This is a genomic window from Caldithrix sp., assembly GCF_056497305.1.
Genome location: NZ_JBSMDE010000210.1, coordinates 1 through 23,794, shown reverse-complemented (window position 1 = coordinate 23,794; position 23,794 = coordinate 1). Strand labels below are relative to the sequence as shown.

Here is a 23,794-nt window from a genome sequence, read left to right as displayed (position 1 = left end):
ACAAATTTACAGAGCCTTTTAAGCTTATTCTATTTGATCAATACGCACTTTCTAATTTTTGTTTTATTGCCAAAATTCAGCCTGTAAAAATAAATTCCACTGGATAAATTGTTTAAATCCACTTTGATCTGGTGGAATCCTCTCGATTGTTTCCCTGCCCTGACTCGCCAGACAACCTGACCCAGCAGATTGTAAATGAAAATATCTACCTGACCGGATTCAGGCAGGTAGTAGGCAATCGTCGTCTGTCCGTTAAAAGGATTGGGGTAATTCTGAAAAAGAGCAAAACGAGAGGGATTCATTATTTTTTTGTCAATAGCCTGAGCACCAAGTACTTGAACCTCAGGCGCTCTTTGTTGAGCAAAATAGGCCCATTCCTGCTGATAATCGATTAGCACCTGATAGTTGGCTGTAATCAGTTTTAAGTCGAACTTTAAATCGCTGCTGTCATCCATCGCCTGGTGTACTTCAACTGCCAGAACATTGCTGCCGTTTTGTAGATATTGTACATCCTGTTCATCCAGAATAATCTGTTTTGTACCATAAAAATTTTCTGTCGCCCAGGTTTTATAGCCCAACACACCATCCTCAAGATTTTCTCGAGCGACCTCATGACCATTAAGGTAAATGGCCAAACCATTATCAAAGTTGACAATAGCCGCCAACATGGCAACATTCTGCACATCCGACATATTAAATTCTTTTCGATAATAGACCGTACGGGAATAACGAACCTGCGTGTTACCATCCGTTTCTCCTTCAAAAACAAAGGGAGCCTGTCCAACCGGCCACGTGCTGTAATCATAGCGTTTGTCGTACCAGTAAATCGGCCTTTGCAGCGTGTCAATTTCGACGCGCACGACCAGCGAAGAGTCCATTACATTGCCAAACAAATCTCTGGCCCGGATAAATAGATCAAATATCTCGCCCTGTTTACCTTTTAAAGTTGTACGGTGCTCCAGGCGGCTCTGCCCTTCTTCAAACTCGAAATGCATGGAATCATAAGGCAAATCCACGAAGTCGTATTTTAATAATGCCTTTTCATTGGTTTTAAGAGCAATAAAAAACAACGTATCAGTGGCAACAAATGGTGATGTCGGTGCTTCCACAAAAAATGGAGGTAAAGTATCGGCCTGTAGCCGCTTGTACATAGCAGGCAGATCGCTTTCAAAAAAGGTGTAGGGATCATCGTAAAACTTAAGAAAATCGGGCACAACCGGATGGCCCGGGTACGGGGCAAAATGGTGGTTCGCATCCTGGTTGCGCCAGACGGCGGCATAGCTGTAAAAATTATTTAAAGAATCGCTGGTTAAAGCCCACAACAAAACATTGGTAAAAAAATCGACGGTGTCTAACCCCTCCTGCCCTACTTCGGTCAGGGCCGGGAGTTTTAGATCGTATAAAGCCTGATCGGCCACCCGCCGCAACCCGCTTCTAAAACGTTCTTTATCTGTCGCCGTAATAACATCCCCGAAATAATGATCCACGCCGTACACATCCACGTAGTCCTGACCAGGAAAAATTTCTTTGTAATCTGTTCCCCAGTTTGATTGAACCATAGACGGCGAAAGGGCATAGAGTAAATTATGCACATTAAGCGTGTCTCTTAAAAAATTTACGGTAAACTGCCAGAGATCGACGTATTGTTGTTTTGTACACTGTCCTTTTCCCCACCAAAACCAACTCCCATTGTGTTCATGATAAGGCCTAAAAATGACTGGAATGGCTTCTCCCTTTTCTCCACGTAACGACTTAAAAAATAACGCTACTTTTTTTAATTTTTCTTTGTATTGTTGATGATAAATTCCGCCAGGCAGGATGGTTCCCACCACATTTTCGCCGCCAACGTCAGCGGCATAAAAACCGCGCCCCTGCGGATCATATTGATGCCAGCACATAGAGAGTACGCCTCCGCGCCGATAAGCAGAACTCATACGATAGCGCACCCTCTCTGTTTCCAGATTACGTGTCACTTTGTACAATTCTTCGGAGTAAAGCGCCGGGTAATCCCCACAAACATCTTTAATGTCGCTCCGATCGTCATCGCCGCTCCAGCCCACTCCATAGCCGGTTGCATCGTGCATGCCGAATAAAATGCCCTTGTCTTTTAAGTAGTCCAGGTTCAGGTACAGATAGCGTGTTTGCAGGGTTGCCTTCACATCCACCAGAGGAAGATGCGGCCCGTTCACCCTGGTTTCAAAAACAGAGCAGGCATCGTATAAATCCCATGTTGCCTGATCTATCTCTTCCTGCGTTACTTCTGCCTGATTCAATACCGCTTCTGCCTGTAAGATAGCATTCCATAGCTCCTGCTTAGATCCTGACGCAAATTGCCCTTCATCGCCTCCTTCTGAGCTATTATCATAAAGGGCATGGGCCGCATTCAAAGCGCGCTCTAATTCCCGATTGTCTAACAAATCTGCCGTTCTTACAGAATCGGCAATGCGCAAGTCGTCAAAATAGACAACGCCGCTCTTGGGATTGGTAGAACCGCCGTCCAGATAAAAATAAATACGATTCATCACCAGCGGCGATGGCGCCAGTAATTCAAACTTATAAGTATGCCATTCATCGTCAGAGGGCAGCATGACCTGTAGCCAATCGTTCGCACCATTGTCGTAAATTGGTTTTAAAGTAAGCTCAGTAATAATATTAGATTTTACACGCAGTGTGATGTAGCGATTACCTGTGGCATCAATCTTCTGCGGGGGCGTGTAGTTAAAATTATCCCATTCCCAACTGGAAGACACTCGATGGTAATCGATCTTCATGGTGCCTGTTACGGCTACCAGCTCATAGGTTCTGATTGCGACGCCAGGCACTTCCCATCCATCTAACACCTGGTCATCAAAATCTTCAAGCTGGCCCGTTACCTGAGCAGATAGACTGCTTAGAAATATAAAAAGAATAAAAGCAATTCTAAGGTTCATGATCTTTTTCCCATTTTTTAGTTTCGGATGTAAACCAGCGCAAAATTATTTTCCCGCATGCCTTTGGGTCATTCGTTATTTACACCTTTCCAGCCCGATTCAAAATTTTTTTTGATCAAATCCAACCGTTGCCTCACGCTTAGCGCACTGCGTCCGCCATCTTGCGGCGTATTTTTCACATAGTCGATCAATCGTGCAACAGTGGAAGTGGCCACATGAACACGCGTGTCGCTGGAGGCGTAGTAGATATAAACAGTTCCATCATCGTCTGCAATCCAGCCGTTGCTGAACAAAACGTTTGACACATCGCCCACTCGTTCTTCATCCATCGGCGCCATAAAATATCCTCCGGGGCGGCAAATAACTTCCGCCGGGTCGTCTAGAGCAGTCATGTACATGTACAATACATATCGCAAACCAGCGGCCGTGTTTCGCACGCCATGCGCCAGGTGAAGCCAACCCTCACTGGTTTTGATGGGGGGCGGGCCCTCGCCATTTTTGGCTTCTTTTATGGTATGATATTCACGCTGATCGATAATTTTTTCCTCTTCGATAACAGGATTATTAATATCTCTCACCAGACCAAAGCCAATGCCTTCTCCTTTACCCGTCTCAATAAACGAATCCTGCGGCCTTGTGTAAAAGGCATAACATCCGTTAACAAACTCAGGATGTAGAACGACATTCCGCTGCTGAGCCGCTCTGGTTCTAAGGTCTGGCAGACGTTCCCAGTTTATCAGGTCTCTGGTACGGGCAATTCCGGCCTGGGCTTCTGCGGCCGATGTTTCCCACTCCGGCGCGTTCGGGTCCTTACGCTCGGTGCAAAAAACGCCGTAAATCCAGCCGTCCTCGTGTCTGGTTAATCGGATGTCGTACACATTAACATCAGGCCGATCGGTTTCAGGCATTTGAATGGGATATTCTATAAACCGAAAACCCTCGTTACCGCTCTTACTCTCAGCCAGGGCAAAAAATGATTTGCGATCCCAGCCTTCCACACGCACCACTAGGTAATACGTATCATCAATTTTAATGGCTCCCGGATTGAAAGTGGCATTTACCCCCAATCGTTCCATCAAAAACGGATTACGAATTTCGTCCAGATCAAATCGCCAGTGGATGGGCACATGATCTCGCGTGATCACCGGGAATTGATAACGTTCGTAAATCCCATTATAGAAGTCTTTTTTATCATTTCTGCGTAGAATAAGTTGCTCTTGTTTGGCATATAGTTCTTTAACTTTTTCCTGAAATGATTTCATCCTTCAATCGCCTCTCATCTTTTCAATGCAATCCATAAGCTCAAGGCAAGCTCTGGTGTTGTGGTAAGGGCCTTTCCATTCGGAAATCTTGTAGGTGTTCAAATTTGGTCTTCCTTTATTATCCACCTCATAAAACCATTCACCATTCTGCCAGTCCACCACATAGGTTTCCAAGAAATCCCAGGTTTTTAACATTGCTTCATAAAAGCGATTATATCGTGTCTGCAGAAATGCTTTGGCAAAGCCTACGGCTGCTTCCGCCTCCTGCCACATTTCCAGAATAGGCACCAGCTGACCGTCATTCGTGCGTTCTTTGTAAATAGCATAATTACTACTAAGGCCTTCATCAAGGGTTCTCTGCACAAGTGTTAATGAAATATCCCTTACTTCCTGGATTAGCTCACCATCTTGCAAGACATCCAGAGCGTCCAAAAGCAACCAGCTTGCTTCGATGTCATGCCCAAACGAAACGGCACGACTTTTTACCTGCCAGTTTTTGGAGAAAAACAATTGCAAATGGCCCGTCTGTTTCTTAAAAATAGAATGGCAAAAATGTTGAACTACAAACTTCAATTGATCTCTCAAAATACTTTCTGGCCAGACACTGTAAAACGAAGTAAACGCTTCCAGAATATGGAGATGAGTATTCATTGATTTTTCAGCATTCAAGTCTTTATTGCTTAAACGCATATCCTGTGCTAATTGCCAGTCACGTGTCGAAGTTTCCAAAAACCCTCCGTATTGCTGGTCGAGATTGTGCTGAAGCATTAGCTCAAACAGTTCAATGGCTTTTTGCAACACGGACCGATCGTAGGTAATCTGGAAATATTCGCTGAGAGCATAAATGGTGAAAGCCTGTCCATACATCTTTTTTTTATCATCAAGAAGCGTTCCATCCGCATCCACCAGCCAGAACATTCCACCATATTTTTTGTCCCAGAAATATTCCATGAGATATTCATAAGCCCGATCCGCCATATTTAAAAACTCAGCCTCATGGAATTTTTTATACAAAACAGCGAACGTCCATAGAATGCGCGCGTTCAAAATAAGCCCTTTGGGCGCGTTGCGCAAAGGGATTCCTTCAATGCTCACTCGTCCCCAAAAGCCGCCTTTCTCTTCATCCCTGGAATATTTAAGCCAGAAAGGAATGATATTATCAAACAGTACCTTTTGAATACGGCTTTTAAAATGAATTATTCGTTCCGACCCGGTATTTAATTTCAACTCTTCCAATCTGAACCTCGCCTGTAAAAATGATTTTTAAAAAGTTTATATTTTTTTGACCAATTTCTACTTCATAAAGAAGCGGTTGCCAGTAATTGTAATCACTTTGATCAATAGTAAAATTTTGCAACTGGGGTTTTACTTTTTGAAAAGAACGCCCGTCAGTCGAAATGACCAAACTTAACAAGGGAGCTGATTTTTTCTGGAAGGCCATTATCCTGGCCATAAGTATTTGTCCTGGTACGCGGTAAACTGCTTCAGCGCCTTTTACCCCACGTAAGCGACTTAAATCTTCTTTAAAAGAACGATCTTCACCTCTTTTAACGGTTAATTTTCCCTGGTACTGAAAGAGTTGTCCGTAATTGTTGCAGTCGTCAACTAGCCATTTATTTTTTACAACGACCGGTCCCACGACCTCAGAAACCGTGCGGCGCCCGTTCGGAAAGAAAGCCATTACCCGGTAAAAATACGTTTGCCCGGCAGTGGCCGTTGCATCATTGTACAACGCCGTGTAAGCCTGGCTGGCGTCATTGATCATTCCTGAAATGTTTTGCCAGTACCCGTTTTTAGATTCCGATCTTTGAAGCAGATAATTACTGGCTCCGGTTGCCCCCCTCCAGGAAATATGAGCTACATCTTTAATGGGTAACAAAACAGGAAGGGGTAAAGAATCCTGGGACACTCCATTAATCTCCGTTAACAGGGCAAAAACGCCCTGTTCATCATACGCCACACCTGATGGAAACCCCGGCCAGTGATAAGCCTTGTACAGCCTTGCACCAAAAGGTTCGGAATGCCAGTAAAAACCGCCATCCCTATTGTGAAAGCGCAAGCTCCATAGCAACGCACCGCATACATTTTCATGACTTCTGATTTCATCCAGCACTGCCCGCATGCCCTGTGTGCTGATCATACCAAACTCACCGATGTAATAAGGTTTTTTTCCCCTGATATTAAGCAGATTTTCTTTAATATGGTCTATCATCTGTTGTGGATCCCCCTCGTAATGATGTGTTGATAGCACATCTATATAAGGATCGTTTATGATTTCAAGCGACAGATTATGACTTTGAATACCATCATTAATCAGATGATTCTGATCAATGGATTTAATAAAAGCAGCCATTTCATTAATCCAGGATATGGGGCAATTTCGTAATTCATTCCCCAATTCCCAGATCATAATGGCTCTGTCATCTTTGTACGCTGTTCCTGTCACGCTGTTTTTACGATTCAAGATTTGGGCAATCGTCATCTTAAAATCTTTTTTTAATTGTTTGTCTGTCCAGAACTCATCCGCTTTCTTACCACGGAAGGCGGCGTATTGTGCGCGTCCCCCCATCCATTTCCAGTTGTCAAGCAAAGGAATGATTAAACGCACGCCCAATTCATTAGCCACGGCTAAAACCGTATCCATTACCAGGAAAGCCCGCTCATTTAAAACACCGGGGGCCGTGACATGTTTTTCTGTGCCCGGTAAATCATCCTTTCGTTTCACAGTTATTACATAAGTACGCGCCACTTTCCCACCCATCTGTTTAATGGAAAGTAAGGCATCTCTTATTTCGTATTCATTTGGTAATCGCCATGGATTCTTCTCTTCGAAAGGCATATTATCTTCGATAAGTAGCAAGTTAGGAATATTTATGGAGGTAAAATACAGTTCTTTATCCCCCTCCATCAATTTCGCATTTTGAACCGTAACAAAATGCTTAAAAGCACTCTTTGCCATTAGCGGTAAACTTAACGCAAGATAAACCATAAACGCAAAAACTATCATTCTTTTTAGCATGATTTATTCACCTTTCTTTTTTCACGCCTCATCAAGATGGTTAACCCAGTTTCGTTTTAAAAACCAGGTCGTGATGATCAGGATAATCAACGTTAGAGCCAGCGCGTCGAACTGTTTTATGACCAAATAAATGGGTAGAATAACCAAACTAAACTGCCAGACAATGCCTACTCCCACATTAAGCAAATCTCGTTTCCAGTTGCTTTTATTTTTAAAGGCAGTATCTTCGGCTACAACCATATCATGAATGGGCTTCCAGAACCCCCAGGGACGTACATTTTTATAAAACGATTTTAACACCTCTTCATCGTCTGGGGCCGTGGCCAAACTGAGCCAGATGCTTACCATCATAGAAATCATGAAGATAATGAAAAATCCAATGAGTATATTTAAAGAGGGGAATAAAACAGGCATGGCCAGAGCGACCGCCAGGCCGGAGGCCATCCCCCCAAAATAGCCATAACCATTAAAACGCCACCAGTGCCATTTTAGAATATTAGGAGCCGTATAACTACCATATAATCCCGAAACGATAAACTGCATTACTGTGTGGATCGAAGTTGACATCATGCCGAAGACAATTCCCAGCAATACAATACCGACCGAAGCCAGATAGCTCATAGAAATGATCTTTTTAGAAGAGGCCGCGGGATTGATATATTTGACATAGATATCATTAACCACGTATGCGGCGCCGGCATTAACCGTGGAGTCAAAGGTGGACATGTACGAGGCTAGCAGGCCGGAGATGATAATGCCCACCGCCCCAACCGGCAAAAAATTTTGGATCACATAAGGCATGATCATTTCAAAGTCGATGTTATTGCCCATGGCTTTCAAATGAGGCATAAAATAAACCAGGCCCAGCACAGTGATTCCACCAATCATAAACCAACGCGGGATTAATGCCACAGAAACAACGCCACTCATAAATGATGCTTCCTTCGGTTTGCGTGTGGCCAGCACGCGTTGCATATCGTAATTGGGCGCCGGGCCGGCCATACTAACAAAGATCCCTTTAAATAAGATCATCATCCAGACCACACCAAACAGACCAAATCCATCTGCAGCGATCTTTTGATTCACTTCGGGTAAAATTGAATTCCAGTCCAGATTTAAATGCCACCCAAAAAACAGTTCTTTCCATCCATTGGGAATTACAGCAGCTAATTGATCAGCAGAAACTTTATTCATGGCCACTATGCCAATGATCAGTGACGCAATTGTTAACATGACAAACTGAATAATGTCCGTAAAAACCACGCTGTACATGCCACCCATAATAACATAAATGGTAGTAATGATCATTAAAATCAAGCCATAGACTTCAGGTGAAAAGCCCCAGGGCAAAATAACCGATGCAAATTTACCAATTCCCTGATAGGCATAAGAAAGAAAGCCAACTACCGAAACCAGGGCAAAAACCACAATGCTCAGACGCGACAACTCTCCGCCCCGGCTGTTCCCAAAGCGCGTTTCCATCCATTCCGCTCCGGTAACCACATTAGACCGTCTGATCCAAACTGCCAGGTAGATCATGAGAAAAACCTGATTAAAAGTCGGCCAGAGCCATGGCAGCCAGGCCCCCTTTAAACCGTAAACAAACAAAATGGCCACAAACCACATCGTGCCTGTTACGTCAAACATGGAGGAGGCATTGGATAGCCCCAGTAAATACCAGGGTATGGAGCGGTCGCTTAAAAAATACGACTCTAAATTCTCACCTGCTTTCTTTTTTATTAGAAAACCAATAGCCACAACCAGAATTAAATAGAGAATGATAATCGTAATATCGACCACATGAATTTGCATTTTCACCCCTTTTAATCTTTATGGTTTATCAAATTTTCATAGTAGTGATGGACGCGTTCGGGGAAGAGCTCGATTTTGTTATTCTGCCGCAATGAATCAATCAGCGCACTAATTTTTTGAATTCTTTTTTCGTTGATCATCCTTTTGTTCAGGAAAGTTTTGACAGAGTCAAAAGGCAGATTGTTAAACTGTTTTTGATGGCCTTGATAATAACGACGCAATTCTATTTCAGACAAGCTGACTTGATGCGCCATCATTTTTCTGAACGTTATCTGTAACAAATAATCCTGATAAATTTGTGTTTTTAATTGAACGAAGCGATATTTTTTTCCAAGATTCAGGGCTCGCGCTTCGTCAGTTAACACCTGATCGCGGATGACAAAATCCAGCGCTGTTTTAAAACTTTTATAAACGGCCCTGTAGGGCACAAAATTCAGGGCATAGATGAATTTTTTTACCGTTAACGGTTTGCCGTTAATATAAGCCAGTGTTTCGTTTCGTAAATCCCACAACGAAAGCTCCAATGAACGCGCCTCGGGACCGGCCAATTGAAAGGTTTTCATCTCATCAAATGGAGAAGGTTTACGCCTGAAAATGCTGGAAAGCTTGGAACCGACCTTTTGCATGACCAGGGGACGAACCTTAACCTTAACCTCTTTCATCATCCGCTCAATGTAATCCCGGGCAAGGACCTGACCTTTTTTCGCTCTCACCAGTTTAAGAACCTTTTTTTTGTGGACATTAAATTCCTCTTCCGTGACAAAAGGATCTATTTTTAAATCTTCCACAAAAAGGATGTGATAGCCGTAAGTTGACTTTACAGGTTTCGAATACGTTCCTTTCGGCTGCCCAAAGGCGACCATGGCCATTTCATACTCTAATTGATCCCAGTGTACCCAACCGAGTTCACCACCGCTTTCTGCTAGGGTAGAGTTCTTAAATACACTCCGCGCCAGGTCGTCCCATGGAACGCCTTTTCGTAATAATTGATAGACGCTGTCGGCCCGGGCACGGCTTTTAAAGTAAAGGTGTTTTAATTTGCGCTGTTGTCGGGTATAAGCGTAAATGGCCTTAACTTCAACGGAATCTGTTTTAATTGCAGGTTCAATCAACGCCCTGTAATGGGCCTGACGTAGAGTCTTTTCCAGATATGCTTCCACCTGTGCCTGCAGTTTTTCATTTCGGTCAAGGGCTCTCTTTTTAGCTTCCTGTGCCAGTAATTTACGATTAATCAACTCATTTAAAAATCGTTCACGTAGCGCCCTGGAATCAAATACATCCGGTTGTTTTAACAAATCTTGATAGGCCAGCCTGAATTCTAATAGGGTAATGGCTTGTTGCCCGATGCGGGCTACAACCGTTACCTTTTGCTCTCTGGCACAGGCCAGGAACATAAAATTGATCAGAATTATAAATTTTAATACTGTCCGCATTTTTTCCCACAATTTAGTTCAAAATGAAGCGTTTGAAACACAAACTCTGATTCATAGCGACCATTTCCCCCCGGTTGAGTTGGTACGTGTCCGAACTGTTTAACTGTCTTTACCACATTCAGCGCCTATATTAAATTGCTATTTATTTAATAATAATAATCCGTCCCACTTTTTCACCGATGCCCGGTGCTTCGATATGGTAAATGTAAACGCCAAATGCAATTTCCATGTTGTCTTTAGAAAGTACGTCCCATTCTTCGCTGCCATTGGTCATGGTAGAATGGTGTTCCAGTTTACGCACCAATGAACCATCCACCGAGTAAATGCGAATGGTACATTCCTGTGGAAGATTCATGAATTTAATAGACCGTGGACCCCGTCCGCTGGTGTAAGGATTTTTAATTTCCCAGGCTGCCGTAACCACATAGGGGTTGGGGACGACGGTGATCCCGTCCAGTTTAGCCCTGGCCTCATTTTTATCGATTCTCTGGCCAATCGTTCTGAAACGGTATTTTACATTACCCGTAAACGGAAAATCCGGATAAAGATTAAGCGTGTCGCCTGCCCCCAGCAATCTGCCATGATAATTAATGAACGACGTATCCTCAACCGCATTGTTTAAAAGACTAAAGGTAATCACGGTGGAACTATCAGGTAAGGTTTCAAAAAAGAAGATGCGATCTTTGGCTGAAAAGTGACCGGCCGGTATCTGCGGACTGGTCGAGGCATCCACAAAGCCGAATGGAATTTCTTTGCCGGTTTGTTGATCATAAATTTTAAAATTAACATCACGCGGCGGAACGGGAATTGGCGTGCCGGTTTGCTCCAGAACGGGATAAACCGTCACCGATTGCCCGACGATTTCATCGTAAAAGACGATTTTGTATTGCCGGGGATAGGAGATGCCCTTTTTAAAACCGCCAAGGTCGAAAACGCCAAACCGCAACGGATAGGCTGAAGAATAATCGATGTTGCGGCTCCATTGAATTCCGCTGTAAATCCTCAATCGGGGAATATTAAGAATAGAAGGCGCCGGATTGTAAATAAAAAATTTCATGCCTCCTAAAATCGCAGTTAAGGTTCTTGGATTGCCATCATCATCAGCGTACAAATTTTTCAGAGGCAACAATCGATCGTCAACTTTGGCATACTCGTAAAACCAGACCGTATCCGCCACCTCATTTATCGTAAGATCCTTTAGCACAAAGCCCGTGGTTTTAGTGGGCAAAAGTTCATCTTCATCCTTCCCATCGATCAGACTGTCCAGGTCATTATCGCGCCGGTCCATTGATTGATCGAGAAATTGTAGTTCAAATTCATGATCGTCGGGGATTTTGTCGGGTTCAATAAAATTGACATAAACTTTACCTTCGGTAACACCGCCGCCCAACTGATGAGGCGCCACATCAAAATCCGGCGCTTTATAGCCCAGAGCTGGCGGTGTTGGAACCACAGCAACGACATTATCGCCAGTCCTAATTTCACCGGTGGGACTGATGGTAACAAACTTATTCGTTTCGGAAGGGATAATATTCTTTTCCACATTGCCCCGATCGTAGGCCGTTACGGCGTAAAAATAACGAACACCATTTATTAAAGGAGAATCAACAAAGGTATGCACCAGTCCCGATTCATTTCCCAGAAAAAATTGCACACCGCGTCCTTGAGTTTTCGGGAAAAAGCCAAAAACGCTGTCCACCTTGTCGTACACAGCCAGCGGTTTTGTGTAATAGGCATAACCGTAACCATCGGTAATGATGCCCGCATCCACAAACCCCGGGTCGGTGGCGCGATAAATTTTATAACCTTCGAAGTCATATTCTTTTAAAAAACGATCAAAACTTCTTTCGGCTTTGTCATCCCAGAACAGGGTTACCTTGCCATCTCCCACAACGGCCTGCAAGGTGGGTTTATCGGGCGCAACAGCAAAATTGTAATTGGCATTATAGATGTCCTGCACGATCTTTTTATTTTGAATGAGGTCCTGTTCATCCCAACCATAAAGCAGAGCAATGGAAAATGATTCACTTTGACCTGGTTGTAAAGGGAAATAGCCTGTTGAAAACACGTAATCGGCATCCACATTAATTAAATGGCTATCAAAAAAGCCCGGACGCGAGACATTCCACATGTCTTCGTCGTTGGAATAGGTTAACGATCCATATTCGTAAAAAATAAAACTGGTAAGCCCGATCTGATCGGATTCATCCACATCCGTAATATCAATATTCGGCTCGCCCTGTAACTCGCCATAACCAGGAGTTGGTTGGCCGTCGCCCTCACCGGGATCACCCGTACCCGGTTTACCATCCAGACCGGTATCGTCATAATTTGCATCCCAGTCACCATCATTATCAATGCCGTCATCACGCCGCTCATCGATCATTAAATTTGATAGCCCATTACCTGTAAAATAATCCTTTGCCAGATAATCGCGGTTGTTGTAAACGGGGTCTCTAATGTACAAATAAAAATAAACAGAATCTGGCGCCAAAGCTCCGTCGGATTCGTCAATCAGGCCATTTAAATTGTCATCTACACCATTACGGGGAATTTCTTCCAGAGGAGCGCCGGGGACTTTCCGATATTTTTTTCCATTAACCTGAAAGGTTACACCTTTTGCCGGCATGGTGGTTAGTTTACGTTCATAGGTGTGGTAATCGATCAACACAATTGGATCGCCGACATTGTATGAATGGAAGAAATCGTCGGTAGAAATGATTTTTCCCCCTCCAGGCGCCAGTAAACCGTCGCCATCATTGTCAATCCCATCAACCGCATTACCCGGACTTTCCAAAAACGCAAATCCCATCCAGGGCACAGGAGAGTAGCCGGCCGTTCCCACATTATCCCAGTCGTAATTCACCGTTAAATCAAGGTCGCGATAAAAAATTGCGCAATCATCGTCCCAGTCTGTATTCTGGTTTATTTTTGCCCCTTCTGACGCTCCAACGTTTAACCCGAACACGGTTTGCGGTAATTCCAGTTCTCCAAAATTTGTAATTTTGTAAATCCAAAAAATACAATCTTCGGCATCGGGGTTGGACCATTGTAAACCACGAACGGATTGTTTCAAGCCAAGGCCTCCACGCTCTGGTTGCGACGGAATGGGTAGCGGCAATTTGACGCCCGAAACACGTTTTTTAAACATGTAATCATCCATTACAAAATAACTTTCCTGGTCGGCATTTTTCTGATCTTTTCCAAAATATCCGTTCCAGTGATTGGGCCATCCAGGATCCAAAGGATCATCCATTTTATCAGGCCAATACGCAGGCCAGGTAAAAGCCTGATGACTCATAGCCACAGCATGAAATGGGTCCTCTTCTTTTTGGCTGATGCTATAAAACCCAGGAAGAGGCTCAAAGCCCAAAAAATTACCCAACGAATCATGTGAAAACATCAGAGGATCCCATCCCTGACAAAAAACGACCGGCGTAATTTCCACATAGCTGGTATCGCCCGTGGAATCGTTTACGGTTGGCACGCGTAATTTACTACCCACATAGCTGGAAGCATTTCCCAATTGCGCAAAACCGCTATTAATTGGCCATTCGCCAGGATAAATTAAACTATTGTCCCCTTTCTGGCCTCCCAGCATGCCCTGATTCCAGAAAGTTACACGAATCAAATTGCCAGAATGGTCATTTCGCGCCCGGTATTGCGGACTGCCATGCGTATCCTGGCCCATCATAAGCTGCGTTGTTATCAAAATTACGAATACAATTTTTATTAACTTCATGCGTGTTAAACTCCCATCTTATTGGCAATTAGAGTTCCAGAATCAAAGAGAATTTATTTAAGGTGTCCAAACGCCCAAAATCGGCCAACGCATAATCTACCTTAAGGCCAATACCCATCACATGTAAGTTAAGGCCCAATCCATAAGTAAAGCCGCCTTCTCGATCTCTAAGGAAGGTTTCCCGATAGCCAGTCCGCATGGCAATCATGTTTTTATATGCATATTCCAGTCCACAATTGATGTACTCGTAATTGTCACTGGGGTGTACGGCATCTATGGATAGAAGAAGATTGTTGTTTTTAAGACCGATCACATCGCGCAATAGATTAATGGAAGTACCAACTCTAAACAAAATGGGCAGGCTGAACGCATCGGTTTTAAGGTCCGCATTGATATTGCCATTATTTCCTTCGCTTGTTTCATCAATATCGTGTTGTACCAGTAAATCGCGGCCCTGCAGTTGCATGCCGGGGCCAAAATTCGTAATAGCCATACCGATGGTTAGATTTTTAAAGTGCGTCCTGTAAATAAGACCAATGTCAAAAGCAAAAGAACTTGCCGTGGTGTGCCAAAGATTTTCCTGAATGTATTTGAAATTCCCACCGATAGAAAAACGGTCTGTTAAATATTTTCCGTAGGAAATACCCATATTAAACGATGAAGCCGAGACCTTTTCGCCTGTGCCGTAAGGTTCGGTAATGGTAGTTCGTTCTATATCGGGCATGCCAAGATAGGTAATAAACAGGCCAAAAGTTCCAATATTAGAAAACGGAATGGCCATGGCAGCATAATCAAAATAGATATCGGCAATGTAGTTGTAATGCGTAAATAAAAATTGATTTTTTTCTACCGCGGCCAGGCCGGCTGGATTCCAATAGGTTGCCGTGACATCACCGCCTATGGTGGTGTAGGCTTCGCCCATGGCCAGGGCACGCGCTCCTACACCGATCTTTAGAAAGGTTGCGGCAGCCGTGCCAACTCGGGACACTTTTTGTGCTTGAAGCGGTTGTGAAAAAATGAAAATTAATAGCAATAGAAACAGCGCAGCACGTTGCTTAAGTATATTTCTTTTGATAATCATAAAACTTCCTCACCAGTTATCTACTTAACCTGAACCCCAGTTCAATAAATCTGGGAGGTGTGTAGTAATATGGATTGGTAAAATATTCCTGAACATTGGAAATTTCAATGTCGGGATCCCCCTGCCGATCGATTTGATTAACGCCCTGCAATGTATAATCGGGTTGACCTGTGTCGGAATAGACATTCCGCGCATTTCTGATGTCGAACAGATTGGTAACCGTTGCAAAGAGCGTTAAATTCATTCCCTTTGACAGGCGAAGATTTTTGGCCACTCTTAAATCGAAATTTAAAGTCATTGGTTTGCGGGCGCTATTTTCCGTCAAGCCGACGAAAGTACCGGAACCGGAGACTTCGCCCCGGGCGAAGGTTGGCGTATAGGGAAAGCCGGAGGCTATGCTACCGGTGAGGGTGGCATTCCAGCCTTTGTTGTTATAGTTAATGACCGTGTTTAAAGAATGGGTTTGGTCCCAGTTCAGATAAATCAAGGTTAAACGCGGGGCCCTGTTATCCAGCGCGTCATAGTACGCATCCTGTGGATTGGAAGAAGTCCCGCGGGCAATCATGTACGTATAGTCCAGATTTACATTCACGTGCCCATAATTAATTGCGCTGGAAACGGTTAGGCCTTTAGCCGTGGCGTTATCTTTGTTGATGTATTTAAAATAAGTGATTCCACGGTAAGTGTCTATCGGCCGACTGATACCGACCCAATCTCGAATATCGCGGTAAAATCCGGTTAAATGGAAGTAAAGATGGTTGCCGATTTCCTGTTGCAATCCGATTTCATACATTACAGAACGTTCGGCGTTCAAATCGGCATTGCCCACAAGGTTTTGTGCGCCTGCGCCTTCAATCCAAAAATTGGGATTATCGTACAGGAAACGAAATTCAGGATTCTGAAAAAAGTGGCCGTAAGAAAAATGAATAACGCCTTTTTCTGTAATGGGGAAAGAAAATCCCAAGCGCGGGCTGATTTGAAATTTTGGCCTTGCTTTTTTGTACCAGAACTTTCTGCGCTCCGCTATAGTGTATTCAACCAGCTCACTGTCCGGAAGGCCCGGCGCATAATTTTCGTAGATATGATCAAATTTAAATGGATCATAAATTTGCGGATCTGCTGGATCGTTCAACACATTACCATCCGAATTAAAATAATCATAACGGACACCTAAATTGACAATGAATTCTTTAAACTCAATTTTATCCTGAATGTAGGCTGCAAATTCTTTGGGTTTAAAATGATATTTTTCATAAAAAGGCGAATTTTCAGTGGGAATGATTGGACGATAGGTTGCTTCCGAAAATTGTAGGGTAAACCATTCATTGCGCACATCATGCAATACAGCAGAAACGCCGGTTTTAATTAAATGATAGCGACTCACCTGACTGGTAATATCAAACTTAAAAGAATAATACTTTACGTCTTCTTTCCCCCGATCTAAAGGGTTACCGTAATAGGCAAAGTCGTTTGGATTTTGCGTTAACGAGATGTAATCAGAGGCCTCACGGCCAAAAACGTACAACTCAAAATCACTGGATTTTGTCGGCATGTAGCGATAATCAAAGGGATCTTTGTACAGGTAGTTTTTATGATGTTTGGTGTATAGACTTGCTTTTAAATCGTAAAACGTACTTGAAGAGAGAACATGTTTTAAAGAGATGATGTGCGTTAATACATCGGTGTAGTAATGTTTGCCGGCATCCGGTACGTATTTGTAATTATAGCCGGCAGTGCTATAATTATAATTACGATTCAGGTAGAACCCATAGCTCAATTCCATGACATCAGAAAGCTTGTAAAAAAGTTTAAGCTGTCCGCTCCAGTTTTTGTCCCGATTGAGAGGCACTAATTTATTGTCAGGCTTTTTAAACGTATGGACCGTATCCATGGCCGGAGATTGAAATCCCCAGGGCATAAAATATCGTTTACCGTAAACATAACCGGGATGATTGGTGTAACGAGCGGAAATAAAATATTTCAATCGTTTATGCGTTAAAGGTAAAGGCCCCGAGAGATTCAACTGGATATCCTGATGCTTCCATGGTTCATAGCGGTTTAAATAAGGCTTATGTGTTAAATAGGGTTTTTCTTTATAAATTTTTTGATAATCATTGCCGTATCTGGAAAAATCAAAAAGAATAAATTTATTTTTGCGGGCCAGCGCTTCACCTGCGGCATGGGCCCATTCTGCATTATTCATTACATAAAAGTTTTTATCATCCAAGCTCAGATAATCACCAAAATAAGCGGTTAAATTCCATTTGAACCGATCGCTGCCTTTTTTGGTCACAATATTGATAACACCGGAAAGTGCCTGCCCATACTCGGCATTGAAGGTTCCAGAAATGGTTTTCAATTCTTCAATGGCCTGGTCATCAATGGAAACGCCCCAGCCACGATTTAAAGGATCTAAAATCTGAACACCGTCAACCATGTAGGAAATTTCGGTTGAACGACCGCCACGAATATGGATTTGATTGTTGGCGTCTTTTACGATGCCGGCCTGCAAGGAGATTATCTCACTAACCGTCCGTATGGGCAGAGCCTCAATCTTTTTTGCGCCAACCGAAACTTCAGAGGAGGTAAGATCTTTTTGGACTTTAATTTTGTCTGCCACCACTTCAATGACTTCACCTTGAATGGCTTCCGGTTGTAAGCGTATTCTCAGACTGGTGGTACGATCTGCGCTTACGGCCAACTCTTTGATTCGATATTCACTGTAACCGACCATTTGCGCCACAAGGGTGTAAACCCCTGGCGGCACATTCAGAATGTAAAAATAGCCATCCAGATCAGAAGCGGCCCCATACGATGTATTTAAAAGATAGATATTTACGCCGGCTAATGGTTCGCCCGATTGTTGATCGTAAACCGTTCCGGCAATTTTCCCGGTTGTACCGGCCATAATCCATGAAACCGAAATTAATAAAAGGAACATACCCCTCAGGCATATTTTCCAGCTTTTGTTCGAAACGGACATCGAACCTCCGCCATTATTAATTAATTAAAGGCAGAGGCGGTTTTTCCGCCTCTGCCGTGTAGAGCTTCAATCAATTTTCTATTTTAATAGCATCATCTTTCGTATGGCTGAATATTTATTACTCTCGAATTTTAATAAGTAGAGGCCAGAACTAAGAGTCCACCCCCGCTCATCTCGGCCATTCCAGGTCACAGTGTGTGTGCCAGCAGAAAATTTCTTATTAACCAAAGTTCGTACCCTCTGCCCCAAGATGTTAAAAATCGTTATGGTCACCTGATCCGTTGTTGGCAAATCGAAAGTGATATTAGTAGAAGGATTAAATGGATTGGGATAATTTTCGTACAATTTAAACGTTTTCGGGGTGTTGGCCAATTCATCAACAGCCGTGGGGCCGTTGATTACTTCCAGAACTCCCCAACTGCTGGGTCGTAACCAGTCTTCAGTATTGCCGCCCATGCCGCCCCATTGGGCGATCAGCGTGCGTTCTTCATCGCCTTCTGAGGGATCCAGGTCGGTACCATCGATGCGTAAGGGAAAGCAAAATCCGTCAACTATTTGCAAATCGCCATCCTGCGCTAACGAATCCAGTGCAATGCGCGCTTCAATGATGTAACCGTCACCCGTAAAACTCTGAAAGACCGTGCTTTCCAAACCAGGAAAATCGTAAGCAGCAGAAGCGCTCTGTACTTCGCCCCAGGCAGTAAAACTAATCCGATAATCACCCGTACCCGGGCTCATAACGTCTTTATAACCATGGAATTGCTTTAAAGTGCTACGATCATAGAATCCCATATAAAACTCCAGCGCATCTCCCATCCAGGCCTGTCCGCCAATAATGGGGTCGCTGCCTGTGGCATTGAGATCATTATCAATCACATGTGCAGAAATGTAGAGGTAATCATCATCCACCACAAAAATAGCATTCCACATCAAGTCTGTTGAATTCAGATCCCAATTTTCGGCATCGCGTCCGCCAGCACTTTCAGGCTTAAGCTCGTAATCAGAATAGGGCAAAAATTCGGTATCCAGACCATCCAAAACAAAGGAGCTGGCAAAATCTTTTACGTAAACGGCTTTTGCCGTGGCGCTTGAAGTTAAGGTAATGGGCCCAGCTTTACATTCTTCTGTTAACGGTGTCTCGTCGCCTTCGGCGCTAACGGCTGTTACGGCAAAGTAAAGTGTTACTTCTTTCGGTTCATTTGTAAAGGGGCGATAATTCCAGTATTCCGTTCCGTGTGGCACATCACGCGCGATGCGCACCACGCCTTCAGCAGTTAAATCGGTGATGGGGTGTTCACTCATATAAACGCGGTATGTTTCGCTACCCAGGTTATTGTCAACCCATTGAATGTTAACCACCTGAAAGCTGGTCACCGAGGTTGTAACCGTATCAACCGCCGCGATCACTTTCGGAGAAGCCAGCTCACCTTCAGGTTCTTCTACGCCTACCAAAGTCACGTTGTCCCAGTACGTGGTTCCCGTCCAGGTGCTGGATTCAGTCATATCATAAATCTGAACACCCACCGTTGCCGTTACAAAGGGATTGACTTCTCCGCTTTGTACATGTGATAACAAATCGTAAGAGATGGTTGTCCAATCGCCAAGATTAAATTGGGAAGCGCTGACCAGATATTTATCTTCTGTCCACGTCCAGGTATCATGATCTTGCACAAAAATGGAGAGCTGCATGGTTGAATCCGCCGGGAAATCAGCAGGCAGCCAGACATCCATCTGAATTTCTGTAGCGCCCGTGTCCACACCGGCCGTATCACTCCAGCCAAAGGTTACGTTCCCATTTGAGAATGAAGCTTTTATGTCAAGTCCAAAATCCCAGTCGGTCTGTAAAACGCCATTGCTTCTTCCCGTAGGGTCGGTAACCCGACCGAGAAAGGTAATGGCCTTGTTCCAGCCTGTGTTGGAAAAACCTTGCGTCCCCGCGGCTTCTTTTTCGAAACTGGCAATAACCCATTTGGGCGCTACTTCGGCTGATTGTAAGATCACATTGTCCACATAAATGGTTCCGGACCAATTCAGGTCATCGCCTTTTAAATCCCAGGTACCAAATTCAAGGCCAAATTTCTGGATTGCACCGGTCGAAGCATCCCAGCTTGCATTCAAGGCATGAGCCGCTTTTACATCGAAATGAAGCGGAAACCAGGTGTCTTTTGGGATATCTACCGCGTAAAATTTAAAGTCAAACCAGGTCCAGTCGTTATCCTGCGCCCAGGTTTTAATCAGGATCGAGTCGGGCGTTCCTGACGGGAGGTAAATATAGGTTGTAATTAATTGTGCATTTCCAATGTCAAGATTGGTTTTTGCGATAGCGCCTTTCTGCTCGTTAGTCGTAGAAGCGTTTAAAGAAATAGCCAGTGCATTACCAGATTGTCCTGCCGGATCAGCTGCAGTATTCAACTCTGTAATAAAATCGCCCCATCCAATGCTGTAACCATCCATGCCGGTTTCAAAAGAGGCTACCTTTACGGGAAGAACGCCCAAAAGACTGACATCATCCACATAAATTGTTCCCGTATAACTCGTATCATCTGCCGCAATATCCCAAGTGCCAAATTCCAGCCCTATTTTTTGTAAGGGTCCCTGACTTACATCAAAGCCGGCATTCAAGGCATGCGCCTGCTCCAGATCAAACGATATCGGAAACCAGACCTCTTTAGGAATGTCCTGAGAGTAGAATTTAAAATCCATCCATGTCCAGTCATTATCTTGGGCCCAGGCTTTGATTAGAACGCCATCGGGAAGATCAGCCGGAAGATAAAGAAAAAAGGTGATGACTTTTGCTCCGTTGGCATCAATATTCAACTTTTGCACTGCTCCCTTTTGCTCTGAGCCGGAAGCATCGAAAGCAAGAGACAGAACTCCACCACTCGCTCCGGTGGGATCTGCCATTTGCGAAACACTGGTAATCGTATTACCCCAGCCAATATCAAAACCATCCGTTGTGGTTTCAAAATCGGCAACCACCTGCCCCATGACCATAGACAGGCCCCCTAATACGAATAAAATGGATAGTAAAATTTTGGTGCGCATACAACACCCTCCTTTTGGTTAGTGGGAATCATTTCTTTTTATTGGAAGACGATTCTAAGTTTTTCACGGAATTGCGCTCGACCAATCGCGTAGGAACAAATGAAGTTAGGGGCCTATTAATTTCGCGGCGCAAATGCTGGATCAAAAGACGTACGGAAATAGATCCCATCTCTTCTTTGTAAACGCGTATGGTTGTTAATTGAGGAGTGGACATCATCGCAAGTTCAATGTCATCAAAACCAACAATAGAAACATCTTCGGGGATGTTCAAACCGTTTTCTTTAATAGCCTGGATACCATAAATGGCATTGATATCATTTGCAGAAAAAATAGCCGTTGGTGGATTTTTTAGTTGGAGTAAGCTTTTAGTATTTTTGTAACCATCTTCCAGACCGCCGGTTTGTACCAATTCCTTTTCAAAAGGGATATCGTGAAATTCTAATGCCTTTTTGTAACCAAGAAAACGTTGAAAAAAACTTTGCCTCTCCAGTGGACCAGAGATAAAGCCAATTCGTTTGTGCCCATTTTGTATTAAATACTGAGTCGCCGTATAGCCCCCATGTTCATTATCAATCAAAACCTGGGTAAATTCTTCAACCACAATTTTGGGATCAATAAGCACTATCGGCATTTGAATTTTTTTAATTTTATCAATAAAATCCTGATTAAAAACGCCAACCAGAATAACGCCATCCACTTCTTGTTGAAGTACAGGCTCAGGAAGAGGAACATCTTTTTTATTGGGCAATAGTGTTAAAACCAGGTTAAAATGATTGAGTGCGAGCTCCGCCTCAATGCCTTCGAGTACGCGGGAATAAAAAGGATTTAATGAGAGTGGTTTTTCTTCACGGCAAAAGATAACATCTACATTTTTGCTTTTAATTAAAGGACCTTCACGACGCAAACGTGAGATATCGTAGTTAATTTGTTGGGCAATCTGTAATACCTTTTTGCGTGTTCTTTCACTAACATCTGCTCTGGCGTTAAGAGCTTTTGATACTGTGGAGGTGGAAACATTGGCCAATTTGGCAATATCTTTAATGGTCGACATATACCTCTCAAAATTTGAGAAAAAATTCGGGGTTAACGAAAACTTCGAAATTAAAGTAGAGAGTTTCGAAAGTTTCGTCAAATATTTTTTTGAAAACTATTTCTGTTTTCACCCTAAAATATAATCATTTATTTTTTTCCGCCCTGGCTATAGAAGAATCTTGATACTTAAATAAAGACATTTTACCTTTAAAAGAATTCTCTTAATCAAATAGAAGAAAAATATCTTCCGTGAGTGAACTCAAAATTGAATATTATACAAGTACAATAGCTTTTTTTAGTGGGCACTCTAAGGATATTGACATATTGTTTTAAGAGTCAACTTAAATTTTTACTTGCCGCAAATTGAAAATAAGATTCACAAAAATAATCATCAAAAAGCTTCATATAAAAAATCAATATAGGCACTACCGAATGGTGACTCTTTTTTGACGCTACTTTTTCCGGCTTATTGAAACAGAAAGTATCACGTAGGAAATCCAAACAGCAGTTGATTGGTTTAATAGGCAAAATAGACACAAAGAAGGTCTGTCATTTTACATCCCGAGACAACCGTACATCTTGGCCTTTCCCCAAAAGAGCTACTCTGCTCAGCGCACCTGCCGGCCGTGAAGCGCAATCGGGATAACATTAATTAAAGTGTCCCTATCAGATTTACTATTTTCCATCATACTCGAATCCAATATGCGTGGTCTCCGATCCAAACGTCCCAAGCAATTCGATGAACAAGGTGTACATTTGGATAACTGAATTAGCAGCAAGTTCTGTTTGTTGAGGCTGCCCTACCTCAACTTTACAAATGTCTGATTCTATTTAAAGCAGAACATACAGGAGGTTTCTTATAATAATCATTTACCATCTTTTTTATTTTATGCATATTGTTTTATACTCTTCTATCCTTTGCTTTTAATTTTATCCATCCACAACCTTACAGAAAATGGGGGCAAGCCCGTACAATAAAATCTCGGAAGCACTTTCGCTTTTTCCTCTCAGAATCATTTTGAATCCATTCGTGTTCACTTTTGCAATTCGTGGCTTTTTACCCCCGGAAGTATGTTCTATTTCCATTCGATTTTTTCTTAATGCTCGGGTTGTGTTTTCCTATTATTCAATGGCTCCACAGTATTCTTATTATCGCATAGCCCTATTTTAAAAGAAGCATCTTACCTGTTTTTAGTACTCCACCTGTACTAATCTTGTACAAATACATTCCCGAGGCATGCAGCTGCTCTGCGCGCAGCGTCCAATCCTGTATTCCTGCCTTAGTAAAATTCTTCGCAGAATGCTCAATCAATCTCCCAGATATATCGTACACCTCCAAAACCACCTGCGCTTTGTGTGGCAAATAAAAGCGAATGGTGGTTGTCGGATTGAATGGATTGGGAAAGTTTCCCAACAATTCAAACGTGCGAACCGGCTGAGAGGGATGGTCAATGG

Annotated in this window: 12 protein-coding genes; all 12 read right to left on the bottom strand. The window is 43.2% G+C overall.

Going from position 1 to position 23,794, the window contains the following annotated elements; all coding sequences use genetic code 11:
• Positions 1-29 precede the first annotated feature (29 nt).
• Entirely contained in the window at positions 30-2,930 is a 2,901-nt protein-coding gene (locus tag ACWB0I_RS17335; protein ID WP_479389347.1) for a glycosyl hydrolase, read from the bottom strand.
• Between the two features lie 68 nt (positions 2,931-2,998).
• Positions 2,999-4,192 (bottom strand): glycoside hydrolase family 130 protein, encoded by a 1,194-nt coding sequence (locus tag ACWB0I_RS17330; protein ID WP_479389346.1) that lies wholly within the window; start codon positions 4,190-4,192, stop codon positions 2,999-3,001.
• A 3-nt stretch (positions 4,193-4,195) separates the two neighbouring features.
• On the bottom strand, positions 4,196-5,428 hold the full coding sequence (locus ACWB0I_RS17325; RefSeq protein ID WP_479389345.1) for an AGE family epimerase/isomerase: 1,233 nt from the start codon (positions 5,426-5,428) through the stop codon (positions 4,196-4,198).
• Positions 5,379-7,211, bottom strand: coding sequence for a glycoside hydrolase family 2 TIM barrel-domain containing protein (locus ACWB0I_RS17320; RefSeq protein WP_479389344.1), 1,833 nt, complete (start codon positions 7,209-7,211; stop codon positions 5,379-5,381). The genes ACWB0I_RS17325 and ACWB0I_RS17320 overlap by 50 nt, the downstream gene beginning before the upstream one ends.
• A gap of 21 nt (positions 7,212-7,232) precedes the next feature.
• Positions 7,233-9,023 (bottom strand): sodium:solute symporter family protein, encoded by a 1,791-nt coding sequence (locus ACWB0I_RS17315; RefSeq protein ID WP_479389343.1) that lies wholly within the window; start codon positions 9,021-9,023, stop codon positions 7,233-7,235.
• An 11-nt stretch (positions 9,024-9,034) separates the two neighbouring features.
• Entirely contained in the window at positions 9,035-10,456 is a 1,422-nt protein-coding gene (locus ACWB0I_RS17310) for a peptidylprolyl isomerase (RefSeq protein WP_479389342.1), read from the bottom strand.
• 142 nt (positions 10,457-10,598) lie between these two features.
• Positions 10,599-14,198 carry a hypothetical protein gene (locus tag ACWB0I_RS17305; protein WP_479389341.1) on the bottom strand — a complete coding sequence of 1,200 codons (3,600 nt, stop codon included), beginning with the start codon at positions 14,196-14,198 and terminating at the stop codon, positions 10,599-10,601.
• 28 nt (positions 14,199-14,226) lie between these two features.
• Complete coding sequence (locus tag ACWB0I_RS17300) at positions 14,227-15,279, bottom strand: PorV/PorQ family protein (protein ID WP_479389340.1); 1,053 nt, start codon at positions 15,277-15,279, stop codon at positions 14,227-14,229.
• A 16-nt stretch (positions 15,280-15,295) separates the two neighbouring features.
• Entirely contained in the window at positions 15,296-18,220 is a 2,925-nt protein-coding gene (locus tag ACWB0I_RS17295; RefSeq protein ID WP_479389339.1) for a TonB-dependent receptor, read from the bottom strand.
• Positions 18,221-18,340: 120 nt separating this feature from the next.
• Positions 18,341-21,307 (bottom strand): T9SS type A sorting domain-containing protein, encoded by a 2,967-nt coding sequence (locus ACWB0I_RS17290; protein WP_479389338.1) that lies wholly within the window; start codon positions 21,305-21,307, stop codon positions 18,341-18,343.
• Positions 21,308-21,335: 28 nt separating this feature from the next.
• Positions 21,336-22,358 (bottom strand): LacI family DNA-binding transcriptional regulator, encoded by a 1,023-nt coding sequence (locus ACWB0I_RS17285; RefSeq protein WP_479389352.1) that lies wholly within the window; start codon positions 22,356-22,358, stop codon positions 21,336-21,338.
• Between the two features lie 1,143 nt (positions 22,359-23,501).
• Positions 23,502-23,794 (bottom strand): T9SS type A sorting domain-containing protein (locus ACWB0I_RS17280; protein WP_479389337.1); only part of this gene is annotated, 293 nt, incomplete at its 5' end.

Bases quoted from the DNA above. Each gene is read 5' to 3' on its own strand.
- ACWB0I_RS17300 (WP_479389340.1), bottom strand. From the start codon at position 15,279: ATGATTATCAAAAGAAATATACTTAAGCAACGTGCTGCGCTGTTTCTA.
- ACWB0I_RS17335 (WP_479389347.1), bottom strand. From the start codon at position 2,930: ATGAACCTTAGAATTGCTTTTATTCTTTTTATATTTCTAAGCAGTCTA.
- ACWB0I_RS17330 (WP_479389346.1), bottom strand. From the start codon at position 4,192: ATGAAATCATTTCAGGAAAAAGTTAAAGAACTATATGCCAAACAAGAG.
- ACWB0I_RS17295 (WP_479389339.1), bottom strand. From the start codon at position 18,220: ATGTTCCTTTTATTAATTTCGGTTTCATGGATTATGGCCGGTACAACC.
- ACWB0I_RS17315 (WP_479389343.1), bottom strand. From the start codon at position 9,023: ATGCAAATTCATGTGGTCGATATTACGATTATCATTCTCTATTTAATT.
- ACWB0I_RS17290 (WP_479389338.1), bottom strand. From the start codon at position 21,307: ATGCGCACCAAAATTTTACTATCCATTTTATTCGTATTAGGGGGCCTG.
- ACWB0I_RS17310 (WP_479389342.1), bottom strand. From the start codon at position 10,456: ATGCGGACAGTATTAAAATTTATAATTCTGATCAATTTTATGTTCCTG.
- ACWB0I_RS17285 (WP_479389352.1), bottom strand. From the start codon at position 22,358: ATGTCGACCATTAAAGATATTGCCAAATTGGCCAATGTTTCCACCTCC.
- ACWB0I_RS17320 (WP_479389344.1), bottom strand. From the start codon at position 7,211: ATGCTAAAAAGAATGATAGTTTTTGCGTTTATGGTTTATCTTGCGTTA.
- ACWB0I_RS17305 (WP_479389341.1), bottom strand. From the start codon at position 14,198: ATGAAGTTAATAAAAATTGTATTCGTAATTTTGATAACAACGCAGCTT.